The organism is Arthrobacter sp. CJL-S3 (assembly GCF_056711635.1).
Genome location: NZ_CM160046.1, coordinates 559550 through 575249, shown reverse-complemented (window position 1 = coordinate 575249; position 15700 = coordinate 559550). Strand labels below are relative to the sequence as shown.

The window sequence follows — 15700 nt, the reverse complement described above, 5'->3', positions numbered from 1 at the left end:
GCGGTCAGTTCGTGAGGTGCAGCGATGCCGAGAGCGCCGCGTCGGCGTCGCGCAGGACCTTGGCCGCCACCTGCAGGCCCTCGATCCGGCCCAGGGACACGTCCTCGTGCTCGATGTTGACGAGCATGTCCGGGTCCACCTCGTACAGCGCGCGCAGGAACTCGGTCCAGTACGCGGTGTCGTGCCCGCGCCCTAGGGCCACGAAGTCCCACGCCGAGTCCTTGGGCCATTCGTTCGCCCATTCGTCGCCGCCGAGATTGGTGCGGTTTTCCTCTGGGGAGAGCCGGCGGAAGCTGTTGTCGAGGACACCGTAGAGCGCGGCGTTCCCGGTGTTAATGCGCACGTCCTTTGCCGCCGCCTGGAAGACCAGCGGGCCGAGTTCACGGATCACCGCGACCGGATCCATCTGCTGCCAGAAGAGGTGCGAGGCGTCCAGCTCGACGCCGACGTGGGTCGCGCCGGTGAGCTCGATGAGCTTGCGGACATCGGCGGTGTTGAACACGACGTTCTGCGGGTGCAGCTCGAGGGCCACCTTCACACCGTGGTCGGCCGCGAGCCGGTCGGTTTCCTTCCAGAAGTCGGCCGCGATGCCCCACTGGTAGTCGAGCACGTCCAGGGCCGCCGAGTTCCAGGCGTTGACGACCCAGTTGACCGTGGTGGCTCCGGGCTCCCCGCCGGGCAGGCCGGACATGGTCACCACGCGGTCCTGTCCCAGCCGCTGCGCCAGCCGGATGGAGCGGCGGATGTCCTCGGCATGCTTCTCGCCGATCTCACGCTTGGGGTGCAGCGGGTTGCCGTTGCAGTTCAGGCCGGCGATCGAGACCCCGGTCCCTTCGAAGAGGGCGAGGTAGTCATCGCGGGCCGCGTCGCTTTCAAGGATCTGGTCCATGTTGGGGACGTGGACGGCCGGCAGGAATCCTCCCGTGTTGATTTCGATGCCGGTCAGCCCCAGGTCGGCAATGACCTTGAGGGCCTCGGGAAGGGGCCGGTCGTGGAGGATGGCGTTGTAGACACCGAGTTTCATAGCGTGACTTTCTTTCCGTTGTTGAGCGCCGATTCGGTGACCGCACCGAGGAGTTCCATGTTGCGCACGCCCTCGTCGAAGGTGGCGCAGCGCGGCAGCGAGGATTCCTCGCTGAGGCCGGCGACTTCCTCGAGGAATGCGCGGGCCTGGTAGCCGAAGGCGTCGTTCTGGCCGAAGCCGACGCTGGGCGCGTCCATGGCCAGGCCACCGGCGATGTAGGGATGTCCGGGGCCGAGGATGACCTGGCGGTAGCCGTTTTCATTGGCCGGTCCGTCGTTGAGGAACAGTTCGATCTCCGCGGGGCGGCGCTGGTCGAACCTCGCGGCGCCGTTCTCGCAGAAGACCTCGAAGATGAGGCTGTTGGCGTGCCCGGCCGCGACGCGCGAGACCTCGAAGCCGCCGGCACCATTCTCGAATTCGGCGGAGAAGACGGCGTAGTCGTCGTTTTCGACGGTCTCGAAGGTGTCGCTGACCGCGGCGTGGTCATGGCCCATGACGGCGCCGAGCGGCAGTGGGCGCTTGCCGATCACGGTGCTGAGTCGGCCTCCACTGATGGACTTGATGTCGCCGCAGAGGAATTCGGCGACGTACGTCAGGTGGCTTCCGACGTCGGCCAGCGCGCCCGAGCCGGGGCCGCCCTTGTAGCGCCAGCTCATGGGGGCTGAGGGGCTGAACCCGTAGTCGGTCCAGTAGCGCCCGCTGAAGTGGAGGACGTTGCCCAGGACACCGGACCGGATGAGGTCGCGGATGTAGGCGATGCCCGGCGTGCGGCGGAAGGTGAACCCGATGCGGGCGATTGAGCTCGCGTTGTTGGCGGCCACCGCCATGGCACGGGCGTCCTCGATTGAGTCGCTGAGCGGCTTTTCACACAGCACGTGCTTCCCGGCCGCCAGCAGTCCTTCCACGACTTCCCGGTGGAGGGAGTTGGCGATCACGACGCTGACGACATCGATGTCCTCGGCCTCGGCGATCGCCTGCCATGAGGTGTCATTGCGTTCGTAACCAAAACGCTTCGCCGCCAGGGAGCCGAACTCGGCGTTCACATCGCCGATGGAAACCAGCCGGATGGGCGGAAGGACCGGGCTGTAGAGTGCCGACGCCGTGCGGTATGCGGCAGCGTGGGCCTTGCCTGCCATGCCGGCGCCGATTACGGCGACTCCTAAACTGTCAGCCATCGATTTCTCCTTTGAAATTCGGCCAGGCCACCGGCCCGGTCCGCTAAAATTGGAGCGCTACAAAAACTGGCGCTGAACAAAAGCGTAGCTATGTGAATATGTCCTGTCAATGGTTGGCCGGTTATCCTCGGATGAGACATGAAAGGCTCTGCAGATGACGCTGAACCCCTCCCGAACCCGGCGCCCGACGATCTACGACGTCGCCAAGAGCGCCGGCGTCTCCCCGTCGCTGGTGTCGCTGGTGCTGCAGAACCCTTCGAAGGTCAGCGAGAAGCGCCGGGCCGCAGTCCGGGCGGCCATGTCGGAGCTCGGTTACCGGCCCAGCCGCGCGGCCACGACACTCGCCAGCAGCCAGACCAAAAGCATCGGGCTGGTCATTGACGACTTCCGGAACCTCTGGTTCGTGGACCTGCTTCGCGGCCTGGAGTCCGCGCTCTCCCCCCACGGCTACCAGGTCACCCTCGCGGATTCGCGCCCGGGCGAGAACCGCATCACGGAGGCCACGGACGGCCTGCTGTCCATGCACGTGGAGGGCCTCGTGATCGCCGCCGAGCCTAGTGAGTCGATGATGGCCGGAACGTGGGTTCCCGCCGTCGTCGCGGGCTGGCGGGGCGGGGTCCCCGCCGGGGCAAGCCTCATCACGAATGACGACGACGAGGGCGGCCGCTTGGCTGCGGGCCACCTGCTGGAGCTTGGCCACACTCGGATCGGGCACCTCTCCGGCTCCGGCGGCGCCGCCGCCCACCGGCGCGAAGGGTTCCGCAGCCGCATCGCGGAGGCCGGCGTCGAGGTCCGGATTGCCGGCGAATCCCAGGGGACCTCCGAGGAGGACGGCTACGCGGCCGCCTGCTGGATTCTCGACCACCACACCGACACCACAGCCCTGTTCGCGGCCAATGACACCATGGCCCTGGGCGCCCTCGCCGCCGCCAAGGCACGAGGCCTGTCCGTCCCGGCGGACCTCTCCGTGATCGGCTACGACAACTCCCAGCTGGCCAAGTCGCGGTACCTGGACATGTCGTCCGTGGACAACCGCAGCGACCTCGTCGGCGTCGATGTCGCCCACACGCTGCTGGCCCGGATCCAGGACCCCGCCCTCGAGCCCGAGCGCAAGCTGATTGAGCCGGCCCTCATCGTCCGCGGCACCACAGCCCGGGTCTCCGGCTGACTGGACCGCCGCCGGCCGAACGGCCGGCCGCGGCCGCGGCCGGCGGGACCCGGCGAAGCCCTACGCCCCGTAGCTCGGCTCGCGCTTCTTGATCCAGCCGATCGCGGCCGCGGTGACCGGGACGAAGAGGAACTCCACGAGGGTCTTGTAGAGGAAGCCCACGACGACGTAGTTCACGAACGTGCCGACGTCGGTAATGCCGATCACGGAGGCGGCGATGCTGCAGAAGATCAGGGTGTCCACGAACTCGCCGGCGACCGAGGAGCCCATGATGCGCGCCCAGAGGGACTTCTCCCCCGTGCGTGCCTTCATCTTCACGAGGATCCACGCGTTGATGGTCTGCCCGGCCAGGAACGCCAGCAGGGAGGCCAGCACAATCTGCGGAACCGGGCCGAGCGCGCCTTCCAGCGCGGCCTGCTTGGCGGCACCGAAGTCGTCGTCGAAGCCCGGCAAGGCGATGATGATCCAGTAGCAGAGCGACGCAAAGACGGACAGCGCGAAGGCGGTGATGATGGCCTTGCGGGCCACCCTGAAGCCGTAGACCTCGCTGATGACGTCCCCGAGGATGTACGCCAGCGGGAAGAGGAAGAAGCCGCCGTCGGTGATGACCGGGCCGATCGCCACGCCCTTCGACGCCCCGATGTTGGACAGAATCAGCACCACGGCCATGACGGCCAGCAGGATGCCGAAGTAGGAGGAACCTATTGAGGCGAACTTGGGCGGCGCCGGGGCCGGGAACGTCTGGGCGGAAGTCATGGGTGTTCCATTCATAGTGGTTCGCTCGGCGCCCGGGTCCTCGGGGAGGACCACGCTGGGCAGCCGGCTGTATTAGCACTGGACGGGTCCGGAGAACTGGCTGCGGAACCGTCCACCATTCTCTCACCCGTTGCCCGGGGCTGTGGTGGGAGTTGCGGACCGCGGGGGCCTGCCTCCCGGCCGCAGGCACGCCGCCCCGCTAGAATTTCGGCATGGCTTCCGATTCCTTCAAGGACAGCGGTTCCTCCCGGCACAGTGATGGTCTGGTCACGACCGTCGCCTCCGAGGGCAGCGCCGACGGACCGGCCGGTCCGGCGGAAGCCACGGCCTGGCGGAGAATCAGCCTGTGGCGGTCTTTCACCTATCTGATGATTCCGGTGGTCCTTTTGGTCCTGTTCAGCGGCTCGCTGGCGTTGGCCACGCAATGGGCATCCCCGGAGTCCGTCGAAACCGTCCGGTTCTGGTTCTACTTTTTCGACGTCGGGCGCGAAATCAATCTGCCGACCTGGTTCAGCGCCGGGCTCTGGATAACCGCGGGAATCCTGGCCGGCTATTTCGCCCGCCGGGCCTCCCGGCACCGCGGCTCCTGGGCGCTGTTCTGCGCTGTCTGCATGGTCTTTTCCATCGACGAGACCCTGGAACTGCACGAGCGCCTCGATGTGATTGGCAGCGAGCTGGGCAGGTACCTTCCGCTGCAGCTGGGCTTCACCTGGGTCATCCCCGGGATTCTCATTGCCGGCCTCATCGGGCTTTCTCTGCTGCGGATGGTCCTCGGCCTGCCCCGGAGCTCCCGGGCAGGCCTGCTGGCCGCCGGGATCATTTTTGTGGCAGGTGGCGTCGGGGTCGAAACCCTGTCCGGACTATTCGTCCAGGGCGACACCCTGCCCTGGCAGTTCTTCCTGCTCACGCTCGTTGAAGAATCCCTGGAAATGACCGGGATCGCGCTGGGTGTCGCCGCACTGGCCCACCTCGTCGCCTACCGCCCTTCGTCCGACCGGTCCACGGCCTTCCGCGTCGCCAACCGCCCCCTTCCGGAGACCGGCCCGGCAACCCCGTGAACGACGACGGCGGGCCGCCGGCTACCGGACCAAAGCCCCGGAGCCGGCAACCCGCCGTCGTCGTACTCACCGCCCGTTCGGCGGCCCGGAAAAGCTAGCGGCGCGAGGCGTCGACGAGGTCTTTGTCGTCATCCTTGCGGCCGTCGCCGGACACCGCCGGGGCCGCCGTGGGCTCCCATGCGTGTCCCTGTTCGTGGTCCAGGTGTGTGGACTTCTTGTTCTTCAGCGCGAAAATGTAGACCAACAGCGAGATGGCAATGGCCACGGTGACGTAGGTGAAGAACAGGTCCACTCGCTCGGCCTTCTGGAACGCCGCACCCAGCAGCGGAACCGTTCCGCCGAACAGCGAGTTCGCGATGGCGTAGCCGAGGCCGACGCCGAGGGCGCGGATGGAAGCCGGGAACAGCTCGGCCTTCACGAGGGCGTTGATCGAGGTGTAGCCGCCGACGATCAGCAGGCCGCCCATCATGAGCAGGAATGCGGTTAACGGATCCTTGGTGCCGGCCAGGGTGGAGAGCAGCGGCCAGGTGAACAGGACTCCGGTGATGCCGAACCAGAGCAGCAGCGGCCGGCGCCCGACCTTGTCCGAGATGATGCCGTAGACCGGCTGAAGCAGCATGAAGATGAACAGCGCCCAGAAGTTGATCACGGAGGTGTCGGTCTTGGCGATCCCGGACGTATCGTTCATGAACTTCAGGATGAAGTTGGTGTACGTGTAGAACGCAACGGTGCCGCCGAGGGTGACGCCGATGCAGATCAGCAGCGGCTTCCAGTGCTCGGTGAACAGCAGCTTCATGGTGCCCGGCTGCGCAACGCCGGCCACGGCCGGAACCTTGGCGGCCTCAACCTGCTCGGCGGACACGGTTTCTTCCATCGAGCGCCGCAGCCACAGGACCACGAGCGCGGCCACGCCGCCGATCGCGAACGGGATACGCCAGCCCCACTCGGTCAGGGCGCCCTTGTCCATGGTGTTCTGCAGGATGACGAGCACCAGCAGGGCCAGCATCTGGCCGCCGATCAGGGTGACGTACTGGAAGCTGGAGAAGAATCCGCGGCGCTTGGACGTGGCGGCCTCGGACATGTAGGTGGCGCTGGTGCCGTATTCACCGCCCACGGAGAAGCCCTGGACCAGCCGCACCACGATCAGCAGAATCAGTGCCCAGACGCCGATCTGCTGGGTCGTCGGCAGGATGGCGATCGCGAACGAACCGGCGGACATGATCGTCACGCTGAGCGTCAGGGCCGCCTTGCGTCCCTTGCGGTCGGCATAGCGGCCGAAGAACCAGGCACCAACCGGGCGCATCAGGAACGACGTCGAGAAGACGGCCATAGCCTCCAGGCCCGCCTGGAGCTCGTCCTCGGAATTGAAGAAATGCGACTGGAAATATGCCGCGAAGACTGTGTAAACGTAGAGGTCGTACCACTCGACGAGGTTGCCGGCAGAGCCTTTCAGAATATTGCTGACGGCTCTTCTCGTCTGCGCCGATTCGGACAGTTGGGTGCTCATCAATGAACCTTCCTGGATCCGGCGCCGCAGGAGGCAACACCGTCCGCCACCCTATTCCCGGTGATCCGGGACACCCGGGTTGTGTCCATATTGGTCATTCGCACAATGCGGCGGGTTTTCCCGGAATGGCAGGATAGGTCCATGACTTCCACCGCCCTCAACTCCGCCGCCCCGGCTGTTTCCGATACCGCCTCCGACGCCGCCGCGGCCTCCCCCGCCGTTGCCCTGACCATCGCCGGCTCCGAGGCGACCGGCGGCGCCGGCGCGCAGGCTGACCTGAAGACCTTCCAGGAACTCGGCGTCTTCGGCATCGCCAACCTGACGTGCATCGTGTCCTTCGATCCGCAGGACAACTGGAACCACCGCTTCGTTCCGATCGATCAGCAGGTCATCGCCGACCAGCTCGAGGCGACGACGGCGGCCTACGGTGCCGCGTCCGGCGCGCCGTCCGCGCTGGATACCGTGAAGATCGGCATGCTGGGCAGCCCGGCGACGATTTCGACGGTCGCCGCGGCGCTGGCCGGCGCTGCGTTCACGAACGTGGTGCTGGATCCGGTGCTGATCTGCAAGGGCCAGGAGCCGGGCCACGCGCTGGACACGGACCAGGCCCTCAAGGCTCAGATCCTGCCGCTGGCGACGTTTGTCACGCCGAACCACTTCGAGGCCGAGTCCCTCTCCGGCCTGGAAATCACCGACCTTGAATCGCTCAAGGCCGCCGCCGTCCGGATCCACGAGCTCAGCGGCGCCGCGGTGCTCGCCAAGGGCGGGGTGCGCCTGGCCGGACCCGATGCCGTCGACGTCTACTACGACGGCGAGACGCTGGAAGTGCTGTCCGCCCCGAAGGTGGGCGAAGTGGCAGTCTCCGGTGCCGGCTGCTCGCTGGCCGCGGCCGTGACGGCCGAGCTGGCCAAGGGTGCGACGCCGCTGGACGCGGCCCGGACAGGCAAGGCCTTTGTGACCGCCGGGATCCGCAACCGGGTCGCCTCGGGAGCGCCGTTCGACGCGCTCTGGCAGGGCGGCCCGCGCTAGCCGTACCCAGCCACGCCGCTCCCTCACTTGTGGCAGCTCCGGACCGGACGCCCCCTCAAGTGCTGAGGGGGCGTCCGGTTTTTGGCTGCAGAATCAGACGGAGCGTCTCATGATGAGCGGGGGTCGGACACCCTGCCCATGAACAGCGGCAGCCCGGTCTCGACGTGCACGATCTCGTACTGGAACGGCCGGTCGAAGCGGACCACGTTCAGCGGAGCCACGCCGCTTACCGCCCGGGCGTTGATCTGGGTCACGGCAGCGGCAATTGTGCCCTTCTCCGCCACTGTGATGTTGGCGGACTGCCCCGCCTGTCGGATCTCGAGGCCGGGCTGGATTGAGTCAAAGCCGGTCGTGGTGTGGAGCATTTCCCGCAGCCCCAGGGCGGTGAAGACCCTGCGCAGCTCAAAGTCGCTCTTCTGGTCCCACCTCGGCAGGAACAGCTGCGTCGACGACGGGGCGGCCGATTCAAGGCTCCGGGCAACGTCGGCAAGGTCCTGCGCCCCGGGCCAGGACTTCCCGGGCCCGGGCAGCACCAGGCGCATCACGAAGCCCTCCGCATAGGGCAGCTCCACGGCGTGCCAGCCCGCGCCCTGGGCGAAGGCAAGGTCCTGCACGGCCGACATGGTGGGGACCGTAGCCTGCCCGCCGGCTGTCGCGAAGGGAAGCTCGGAGGTGTCGGCCGGTTCAAAGGGGACCTTCCAGGCCGCAGCGAAGTACACCGCGTTGAGCAGGCTGAAGGTGTTCTCGCGGCTGTACTTCGCGGGCGCCTTCTTGATTCGTCCGCCGGTGTTCTGGTTCACCCAAGCGTCGATCGCAGGCTTGGTGACGTCCTCATCCTGGAACTCCACCGGGTATACGCCCGCCCCGAAGTACTGCGCCAGGGATTGCAGATAGCCGTCGCCGGTGGGCACGCTCTTGTCCACAAACAGGCCGTTTGCGCTGTGCAGGACCGGCCGGCGCGGAGGATTCTTTTCGACCACCGAGCCGGGGTCGCCGTCGAAAGCGTCCAGGGAGGCCAGCAGCGCGTTCATGGCTTCGTCGCGGTGCGCCGCGGGCAGGCCAAGGGCGCCGTCCATCTCGGCAGCCGTCTCCCCGGACGCGCCTGCCCGCAGCATGGCCAGAGCGACCAGCAGGCTGCCCGGGGACGCCACCACGTTGCCGTTGCCGGCATCCCCGCCGTCGGCCAGGAGCGCGGCGCCCAGCGTCCGCGCCGACGCCCTGAGCTGGGCCAGCTCCGCCGGGTAGTCGGACCGGTCCGCCGCAAGGCGTGCGACGCCGTCGGCCTTCAGCAGCGCCGGCGGCGAGGCGGAACAGGCTGCCAAGGCCAGCGCCACGGCCGCCGCGGCGGCAACACACCGCGCCCAAGACTTCTGCTTCATCGCGCCCCCAAGGCCCGCACAACAGCGAGAGATGGCGGGGATCCGCCTGGGGCCAGTCAACCAGCGGGCCGGCAAAAGAGCGACCACGCCCGGGTCACGATTTGACGCCGTTTGTCCGCGCCGTGCAGCACTGGCGGCGGAATCTGCGGGAGCGTCGCGCCAAGAACCGCAGGACGGGAGGGGGCCGTCGGGTCAGCTGCCGGAGTGGGCCTGCAGGAAGCTGTAGACCTCGGTCTCGTCCACGCCGGGGAAGGCGCCGGGCGGCATCGCGGCGAGCAGGTGCGAATGCGCCCGCGCCGACGGCCAGGCGTTGCCCGCCCATTCCGAGGTCAGGGCCGCCGGCGGGCGCCGGCAGCAGCTTTCGTCCGGGCAGGTCGACTTGGACCGCTCCGTGGTGTCCCGGCCGCGGAACCACTTCACCTGGGCGTACGGGACACCGACGGAAAGCGAGAACTCGCCGTTGGCGGAGCGCTCGGTCCGGGCCGTGCACCAGAAGGTCCCGGCCGGGGTGTCGGTGTACTGGTTGTACGCGGAGAACTTGTCCGGGACGTCGAAGACCACCCGGGAGGTCCAGTTCTTGCAGGACGGCTGGCCCTCGATGGCGCCGGTATGGTCCTGCGGGAACGTCACGCCGTCGTTCTCGTAGGCCTTGTAGATGATGCCGCTCTTGTGGGTTTTCTGGAAGTGCGTCCGCAGGTCCAGGTGCTGGGTGGCGAGGTTGGTGAAGCGGTGCGCGGCGGTTTCATAGGACACGGCGAAGGCGTCCCGGATGTCCTCCACCGCGATCTCCTTGGCCTGCTTGGCTTTCTGCAGGAACTCCACGGTGGCCTGCTCCGGCAGCAGGAGCGCGGCGGCAAAGTAGTTGGTGGCCACCCGCTGCATCAGGAAGTCGCCGTAGTTGGTGGGGGTCTGGTGCCCCAGCACGTAGTGGCCCAGTGCCTGCAGGAGCACCGAACGCGGGTCGTGGTCGCTGCGCGCGTTCTGCGTGAGATAAATCCGGCGGTTCTTAAGGTCGGTCACCGAACGGGTGGAGTGCGGCAGGTCGCCCACATGGTGGAGGGTGAACCCGAGGTGCCCGGCGATGTCGGCGATGACGTGATGGGACAGCGGGCCGCTCGTGTGCCCGACGGAGGCCAGCACCTTCTGCGCTTCGGCCTCGTATTCCGGGAAGTAGTTGTTCCGCTCGCGCATCATGGCGCGCAGTTCCCCGTTCGCGCGGCGGGCCTCTTCCGGCGTCGCGATCTGCTCGTTGAGCCGGCGTTCCAGCTCGTGCTGCAGCCCCACCATGGACTCCAGCACATCCATCGGGAGCCGTGAGCTGATGCGGATCTTGGGCAGCTTGAGGGATTCGTAGATGGGGCTGCGCTGGTAGCGCTCCAGCTCAATCTCCAGAGCCGCGCGCCGGTTGGGCGGCTCCGCGCCCAGCAGTTCGTCGATGCTGACGCCCAGCGCCGCCGCGAGTTGCTGGAGCAATCCGAGCTTGGGCTCGCGTTTGCCGTTCTCGATCAGGCTCAGCTGGCTGGGGGCGGTTCCCACCGTGGCGCTCAGGTCATCGAGTGTGAGTCCGGCGGCCTTGCGGAGGTGTCGGACGCGGCGGCCCATGCTGATGACGTCCACCTCCGGGACGGCGGGTGAGGCGGCGGAGGCGGGACGATTCCAGCTGGCGGGGTGCATTTATTGAGAATACGCGAAGAAGTGCATTTCTTTCCACTCTTTTCATCTAGAAAGGCGGTTGAAAGTACAGAAAAGTAGGTCTTACGGAAAAGTTACACCGCACCGGATCATCCAGTCGCACTGCGAGGAAGCAGTAAGGCCGGCCCGGGGCCCCACTAAGGAGACAAAGATGACTGCAGCATTTGAGCCCACCCAGACGCCCGAACAGCAGGCCACCGCACTGGAGCTCGAGTGGGCTGCCAACCCGCGCTGGGAAGGTGTCACTCGGGACTACAAGGCCTCCGACGTCGTCCGCCTCCGCGGCCGCGTCTCCGAGGAACACACCCTGGCCCGCCGCGGCTCCGAAAAGCTGTGGAAGCAGCTCACCGAGGAGAAAAAAGAAGGCAAGTACACCAACGCCCTCGGCGCCCTGACCGGCAACCAGGCCGTGCAGCAGGTCAAGGCCGGCCTGCGCGCCATCTACCTCTCGGGCTGGCAGGTCGCCGCAGATGCCAACAACTCCGGCCACACCTACCCGGACCAGTCCCTGTACCCGGCCAACTCGGTGCCGACCGTGGTCCGCCGCATCAACAACGCCCTGCTCCGCGCCGACCAGATCGAGTTCTCCGAGGGCATCCAGACCGTCGAGGACTGGATGGTCCCGATCGTCGCCGATGCCGAGGCCGGTTTCGGCGGCCCGCTCAACGCCTACGAGCTCATGAAGTCCATGATCCAGGCCGGTGCCTCGGGCGTGCACTGGGAAGACCAGCTCGCCTCGGAAAAGAAGTGCGGCCACCTCGGCGGCAAGGTCCTGATCCCCAGCCAGCAGCACGTCCGCACCCTCAACGCCGCCCGCCTGGCCGCCGACGTCGCGGGCACCCCGTCCGTCATCATCGCCCGCACCGACGCTGAGGCAGCGACCCTGATCACCTCCGACGTCGACGAGCGCGACCAGGAATTCGTCACCGGCGAGCGCACCGCGGAGGGCTTCTACAAGGTCCGCAACGGCATCGAACCCTGCATCGCCCGTGCCAAGGCCTACGCCCCGTACTCCGACCTCATCTGGATGGAGACGGGCACCCCGGACCTGGAGCTGGCCCGCAAGTTCGCCGAAGCCGTCAAGGCCGACTTCCCGGACCAGATGCTCTCCTACAACTGCTCCCCGTCGTTCAACTGGAAGAAGCACCTCGACGACGCCACGATCGCCAAGTTCCAGCGCGAACTCGGCGCCATGGGCTTCACCTTCCAGTTCATCACCCTGGCCGGGTTCCACGCCCTGAACTACTCGATGTTCGATCTCGCCCACGGTTACGCCCGTGAAGGCATGAGCGCCTACGTCGAGCTGCAAGAGAAGGAATTCGCCTCCGAATCCCGCGGCTACACCGCGACCAAGCACCAGCGCGAAGTCGGCACCGGCTACTTCGACGACATCGCTACCGCGCTCAACCCGAACGCATCCACCCTGGCTCTGGTGGGATCCACCGAAGAAGGCCAGTTCCACTAAACCCCCAGCTTTTCCCGCCAGTTGCCCTATCACTTTTGGTCCCCATCGACCTCCTTTGGAGACCAAAAGTGATAGGGCAACGGCGGACATCCAAGGAGCAACTCCCATGAACAGCTTCACTGACAACTTCACCATCAACGGGGTTACGTTGACCGCACAGCCGATCTGCCGGCAGAGCGAGGTCCTGACTCCTGACGCCTTGGCATTTGTTGCCAAGCTGCACAAGGCGACCAAGGGACGGCGGCTGGAGCTGTTGCAGGCCCGCCGGGACCGCCGCCAGCAGATCGGCAAGGGCCAGGACCCGCGGTTCCTCCGCGAGACCGAGTCCGTCCGGAACGACCCGAACTGGCGCGTTGCTCCCCCGGCCCCGGGCCTCGAGGACCGCCGCGTCGAAATCACCGGCCCGGTGGACAAGAAGATGACCATCAACGCGCTGAACTCCGGCGCCAAGGTGTGGCTCGCGGACATGGAGGATTCCTCCACCCCGTCGTGGCGGAACGTCATCCAGGGCCAGCTCAACCTCACCGACGCCCTGGAGCGCCGGATCGATTTCACCTCCCCCGAGGGCAAGGAATACAAGCTCCGTTCCGCCGAGGAGCTGCCCACGATTGTGGTCCGTCCCCGCGGCTGGCACCTGCCGGAAAAGCACATGCTCATTGACGGCACCCCGGTCGCCGGCGGCATCGTCGACTTCGGCCTGTACTTCTTCCACAACGCCCGCCGGCTGATCGCCCAGGGCAAGGGCCCGTACTTCTACCTGCCGAAGATCGAGAACCACCTCGAGGCCCGCCTGTGGAACGACATCTTCGTCCTCGCCCAGGACCTGCTCGGCATCCCGCAGGGCACCATCCGCGCCACCGTGCTGATCGAGACCATCACGGCCGCGTTCGAAATGGAGGAGATCCTCTACGAACTGCGCGACCACGCCGCAGGCCTGAACGCCGGCCGCTGGGACTACATCTTCTCGCTGATCAAGAACTTCCGCACCCGCGGCCCGCGCTTCGTCCTGCCGGACCGCAGCCAGGTGACCATGACCCAGCCGTTCATGCGCGCCTACACCGAACAGCTGGTCCGGGCGTGCCACAAGCGCGGCGCCATGGCGATCGGCGGAATGGCCGCAGCCGTCCCCAACCGCAAGGACGCGGCAGCCAACGCGATCGCCATCGAGAAGGTCCGCGCCGACAAGACCCGCGAGGCCGCCGACGGCTTCGACGGCTCCTGGGTGGCCCACCCGGACCTGGTTCCGGTCTGCCGCGAGGTGTTCGACGGCGTCCTCGGCGACCGCCCGAACCAGCTGGACCGGCTCCGCGAGGACGTCACCCCCGACGACCGCGCCCTGCTCGACATCGCCTCCACCACCGGCACCATCACCGAACAGGGCATCCGGAACAACATCGAGGTCGGCATCCGCTACATCGAGTCCTGGCTCCGCGGCAACGGCGCCGTGGCCATCCACAACCTGATGGAGGACGCCGCCACCGCGGAGATCTCCCGCTCGCAGCTGTGGCAGTGGATCTTCTCCCGGGCCATCACGGACCAGGGCGAGGTCATCACCCGCGAATGGGTCGAGGACATGCTGGACGAGGAGTTCGCCAAGCTCGAACGTTTCGAAGGCGACCGCTTCGCCGATTCCCGGGACATCTTCGAGGAAGTCACGCTCACCCCGGCGTTCCCGGCCTTCCTGACACTTCCGGCCTACGACCGGTTCCTGCATGAAGCGCGCGACGGCGGTGACCTCCCCACCGAGGACCCCGCCCTCGTCCCCGCCTGATACGGGAGCACACCGGAAGGTACAGATTTCCGTCTGCTGGGCTGCCATGCCCTTCGCAACAGGCACCCCCGAGATCCGGGGCGGTGGCCCAGCGACGGAAGACCCCTCGGGGACTCGACAACGGCGTCGAGGTGACAGTTAAGGCCCATGTTCGCCATGAACATGGGCCTCAACTGTCACCTCGGCGCGGCAGCCAGGCAGTTCGGGTCAGTGCGCCTTGGGGACGTGGCGGAGGGAAAGCGCGGTCCCGAGGATGAACATCGCGACCGAGCCGAGCACCATCAGCAGCGGACCGGTCCACGACCCCGAGACCCCGTTGACGTAGCCCAGCAGGGTTGGCGCCAGGGCACCGAAGGAATAGCCCACACCCTGCACGACGGCGGACATCCGGCCGGCCGAGGCCTGGTCCCGGGCCAGCCGGATGATGGCGATGAAGATGAGCGTGATGCCGCCGCCCTGGGCGATGCCGCCCAACGAGGACCACAGCCACCACAGCTCCGTCGCCAGCAGCAGGCCCACCGGAACGGTCACCCACAACAGCCCCAGGGTGAGGCCCACCGTCGTCGTGCTGGCTAAACGCGCGACGAGCGGAACGCCCAGGCCGCCCACGATGGCGAGAATCTGAAACAGCGAGGACCCGGCGCCCGCCTCCGCGGCCGTCATGCCCAGTTCGTCCGCCAGGATGCTGGGCAGCCAGGCGGTCACACCGTAGTAGGAGAACGCCTGCCCGGCGAACCCGGCGGTCAGCCCCACCGTGATCCACCGCGACGCCCGCTTGATCCCGGCACGGGCCGGCTCCGGGGCGGGAACCGGTTCGGGCCGGAACGCCCGGCTACCGAAGGCGAGCACCCAGGCAACGAGGGCCGCGACGGCGAAGAGACCGCAGGAGGCGAGGGCCAGCCGCCAGCCAAAAAGTTCGGCCAGCGGCGCCATCACCATGGCGGTGACGAAGGAACCGATGTTCAGGGCTGCGGTGTAGATGCCCATCGCCGTGCCCTGCCGGACGGGGGTGAAGTCGCGCCGGATGATCAGCGGCACGACGATGTTGCCAATCGTGATGGCGACGCCGAGAATCACCGTGCCGAGCATAACGACGGCGCCGTTGCCCGCCGATCGCACAATAACGCCCAGCAGGACGCCCAGCAGGGTGAGCGTGATGGCGACCTCCGCGCCGAGCTTGCGTCCGGTGATCGCGGCGAGCGGCGCGGCAAGGGCGAAGCACAGCACCGGGATGCCGGTCAGGAGACCAAGCTCCACCGGGGAGAAGCCAAGTTCGGCCTGCATCGGGCCGACCACTGGCGCCACGGCCACGAACGGGCCGCGCATGTTCAGTGCGATGAGCCCGATGGCGGCCAGCAGGATCCAGCTGCGCGGCACGTTCGCCAGGACGTTGGCGCTCATGGGTGCCGCGGCTCGGCCGGCGGGCAGAAATATGCTTTCATCAGTCCCATTGCTATCACGGGCCTCGGCCGGACCCGGCGATTATGACACCCGCCGAGGTCGCCGGCCGTGCCGTTGGCACCGCGCTGGAGCTGGGCTCGCCCGCCGGTCCAACCAGTCCGGCGTGCATCAGGGCGTCGATGCGCGACGCGTTGACGCTCAGCAGAAGTCGTCCTAGCTTGGGGTGTAGACCATCACGGCCGCTTTGCCGGCCCGCCCCCGATCCACCCCAATGA

Annotated in this window: 12 protein-coding genes; 5 read left to right on the top strand and 7 right to left on the bottom strand. The window is 67.2% G+C overall.

What is annotated here, in order from left to right:
* Positions 1 to 4: 4 nt before the first annotated feature.
* A complete protein-coding gene (locus AC06G6_RS02735; RefSeq protein ID WP_479826118.1) occupies positions 5 to 1024 on the bottom strand; it encodes a sugar phosphate isomerase/epimerase family protein in 1020 nt (339 codons plus the stop codon).
* Positions 1021 to 2199: a Gfo/Idh/MocA family protein gene (locus AC06G6_RS02730; RefSeq protein ID WP_479826116.1), complete on the bottom strand. Its 1179-nt coding sequence runs from the start codon at positions 2197 to 2199 to the stop codon at positions 1021 to 1023. Before AC06G6_RS02730 ends, AC06G6_RS02735 begins: the two co-directional genes overlap by 4 nt.
* 154 nt (positions 2200 to 2353) lie before the next feature.
* Here AC06G6_RS02730 and AC06G6_RS02725 point away from each other — a divergent pair, with 154 nt between their 5' ends.
* Positions 2354 to 3367: a LacI family DNA-binding transcriptional regulator gene (locus tag AC06G6_RS02725; RefSeq protein WP_479826114.1), complete on the top strand. Its 1014-nt coding sequence runs from the start codon at positions 2354 to 2356 to the stop codon at positions 3365 to 3367.
* Between the two features lie 60 nt (positions 3368 to 3427).
* Here the strand turns inward: AC06G6_RS02725 and AC06G6_RS02720 are convergent, their stop codons facing one another.
* The gene (locus AC06G6_RS02720; RefSeq protein ID WP_479826112.1) at positions 3428 to 4123 is read right to left on the bottom strand and encodes a queuosine precursor transporter; all 696 of its coding nucleotides are present in this window, start codon (positions 4121 to 4123) and stop codon (positions 3428 to 3430) included.
* A 212-nt stretch (positions 4124 to 4335) separates the two neighbouring features.
* On the opposite strand from AC06G6_RS02720, the gene AC06G6_RS02715 reads away from it, so the two are divergent.
* Complete coding sequence (locus AC06G6_RS02715; protein ID WP_479826110.1) at positions 4336 to 5181, top strand: hypothetical protein; 846 nt, start codon at positions 4336 to 4338, stop codon at positions 5179 to 5181.
* 94 nt (positions 5182 to 5275) lie between these two features.
* On the opposite strand, the gene AC06G6_RS02710 is transcribed toward AC06G6_RS02715, so the two are convergent.
* Positions 5276 to 6688, bottom strand: coding sequence for an MFS transporter (locus tag AC06G6_RS02710; RefSeq protein ID WP_479826108.1), 1413 nt, complete (start codon positions 6686 to 6688; stop codon positions 5276 to 5278).
* Positions 6689 to 6829: 141 nt separating this feature from the next.
* Between AC06G6_RS02710 and AC06G6_RS02705 the strand changes: the two genes are divergently transcribed.
* Positions 6830 to 7717 carry a hydroxymethylpyrimidine/phosphomethylpyrimidine kinase gene (locus AC06G6_RS02705; RefSeq protein WP_479826106.1) on the top strand — a complete coding sequence of 296 codons (888 nt, stop codon included), beginning with the start codon at positions 6830 to 6832 and terminating at the stop codon, positions 7715 to 7717.
* A gap of 107 nt (positions 7718 to 7824) precedes the next feature.
* Here the strand turns inward: AC06G6_RS02705 and AC06G6_RS02700 are convergent, their stop codons facing one another.
* Both AC06G6_RS02700 and AC06G6_RS02695 read right to left on the bottom strand, forming a co-directional pair.
* Positions 7825 to 9096 (bottom strand): serpin family protein, encoded by a 1272-nt coding sequence (locus AC06G6_RS02700; RefSeq protein WP_479826104.1) that lies wholly within the window; start codon positions 9094 to 9096, stop codon positions 7825 to 7827.
* A 192-nt stretch (positions 9097 to 9288) separates the two neighbouring features.
* On the bottom strand, positions 9289 to 10770 hold the full coding sequence (locus AC06G6_RS02695) for a helix-turn-helix transcriptional regulator (RefSeq protein ID WP_307461973.1): 1482 nt from the start codon (positions 10768 to 10770) through the stop codon (positions 9289 to 9291).
* Positions 10771 to 10939: 169 nt separating this feature from the next.
* Between AC06G6_RS02695 and aceA the strand changes: the two genes are divergently transcribed.
* Together aceA and aceB are read left to right on the top strand one after the other, a co-directional pair.
* Positions 10940 to 12253 carry an isocitrate lyase gene (gene aceA, locus AC06G6_RS02690; protein ID WP_282378062.1) on the top strand — a complete coding sequence of 438 codons (1314 nt, stop codon included), beginning with the start codon at positions 10940 to 10942 and terminating at the stop codon, positions 12251 to 12253.
* A gap of 106 nt (positions 12254 to 12359) precedes the next feature.
* Entirely contained in the window at positions 12360 to 14024 is a 1665-nt protein-coding gene (gene aceB / locus AC06G6_RS02685; protein ID WP_479826101.1) for a malate synthase A, read from the top strand.
* 207 nt (positions 14025 to 14231) lie between these two features.
* Here aceB and AC06G6_RS02680 read toward each other — a convergent pair whose 3' ends face one another.
* A complete protein-coding gene (locus AC06G6_RS02680) occupies positions 14232 to 15425 on the bottom strand; it encodes an MFS transporter (protein WP_479826099.1) in 1194 nt (397 codons plus the stop codon).
* Positions 15426 to 15700 lie beyond the last annotated feature (275 nt).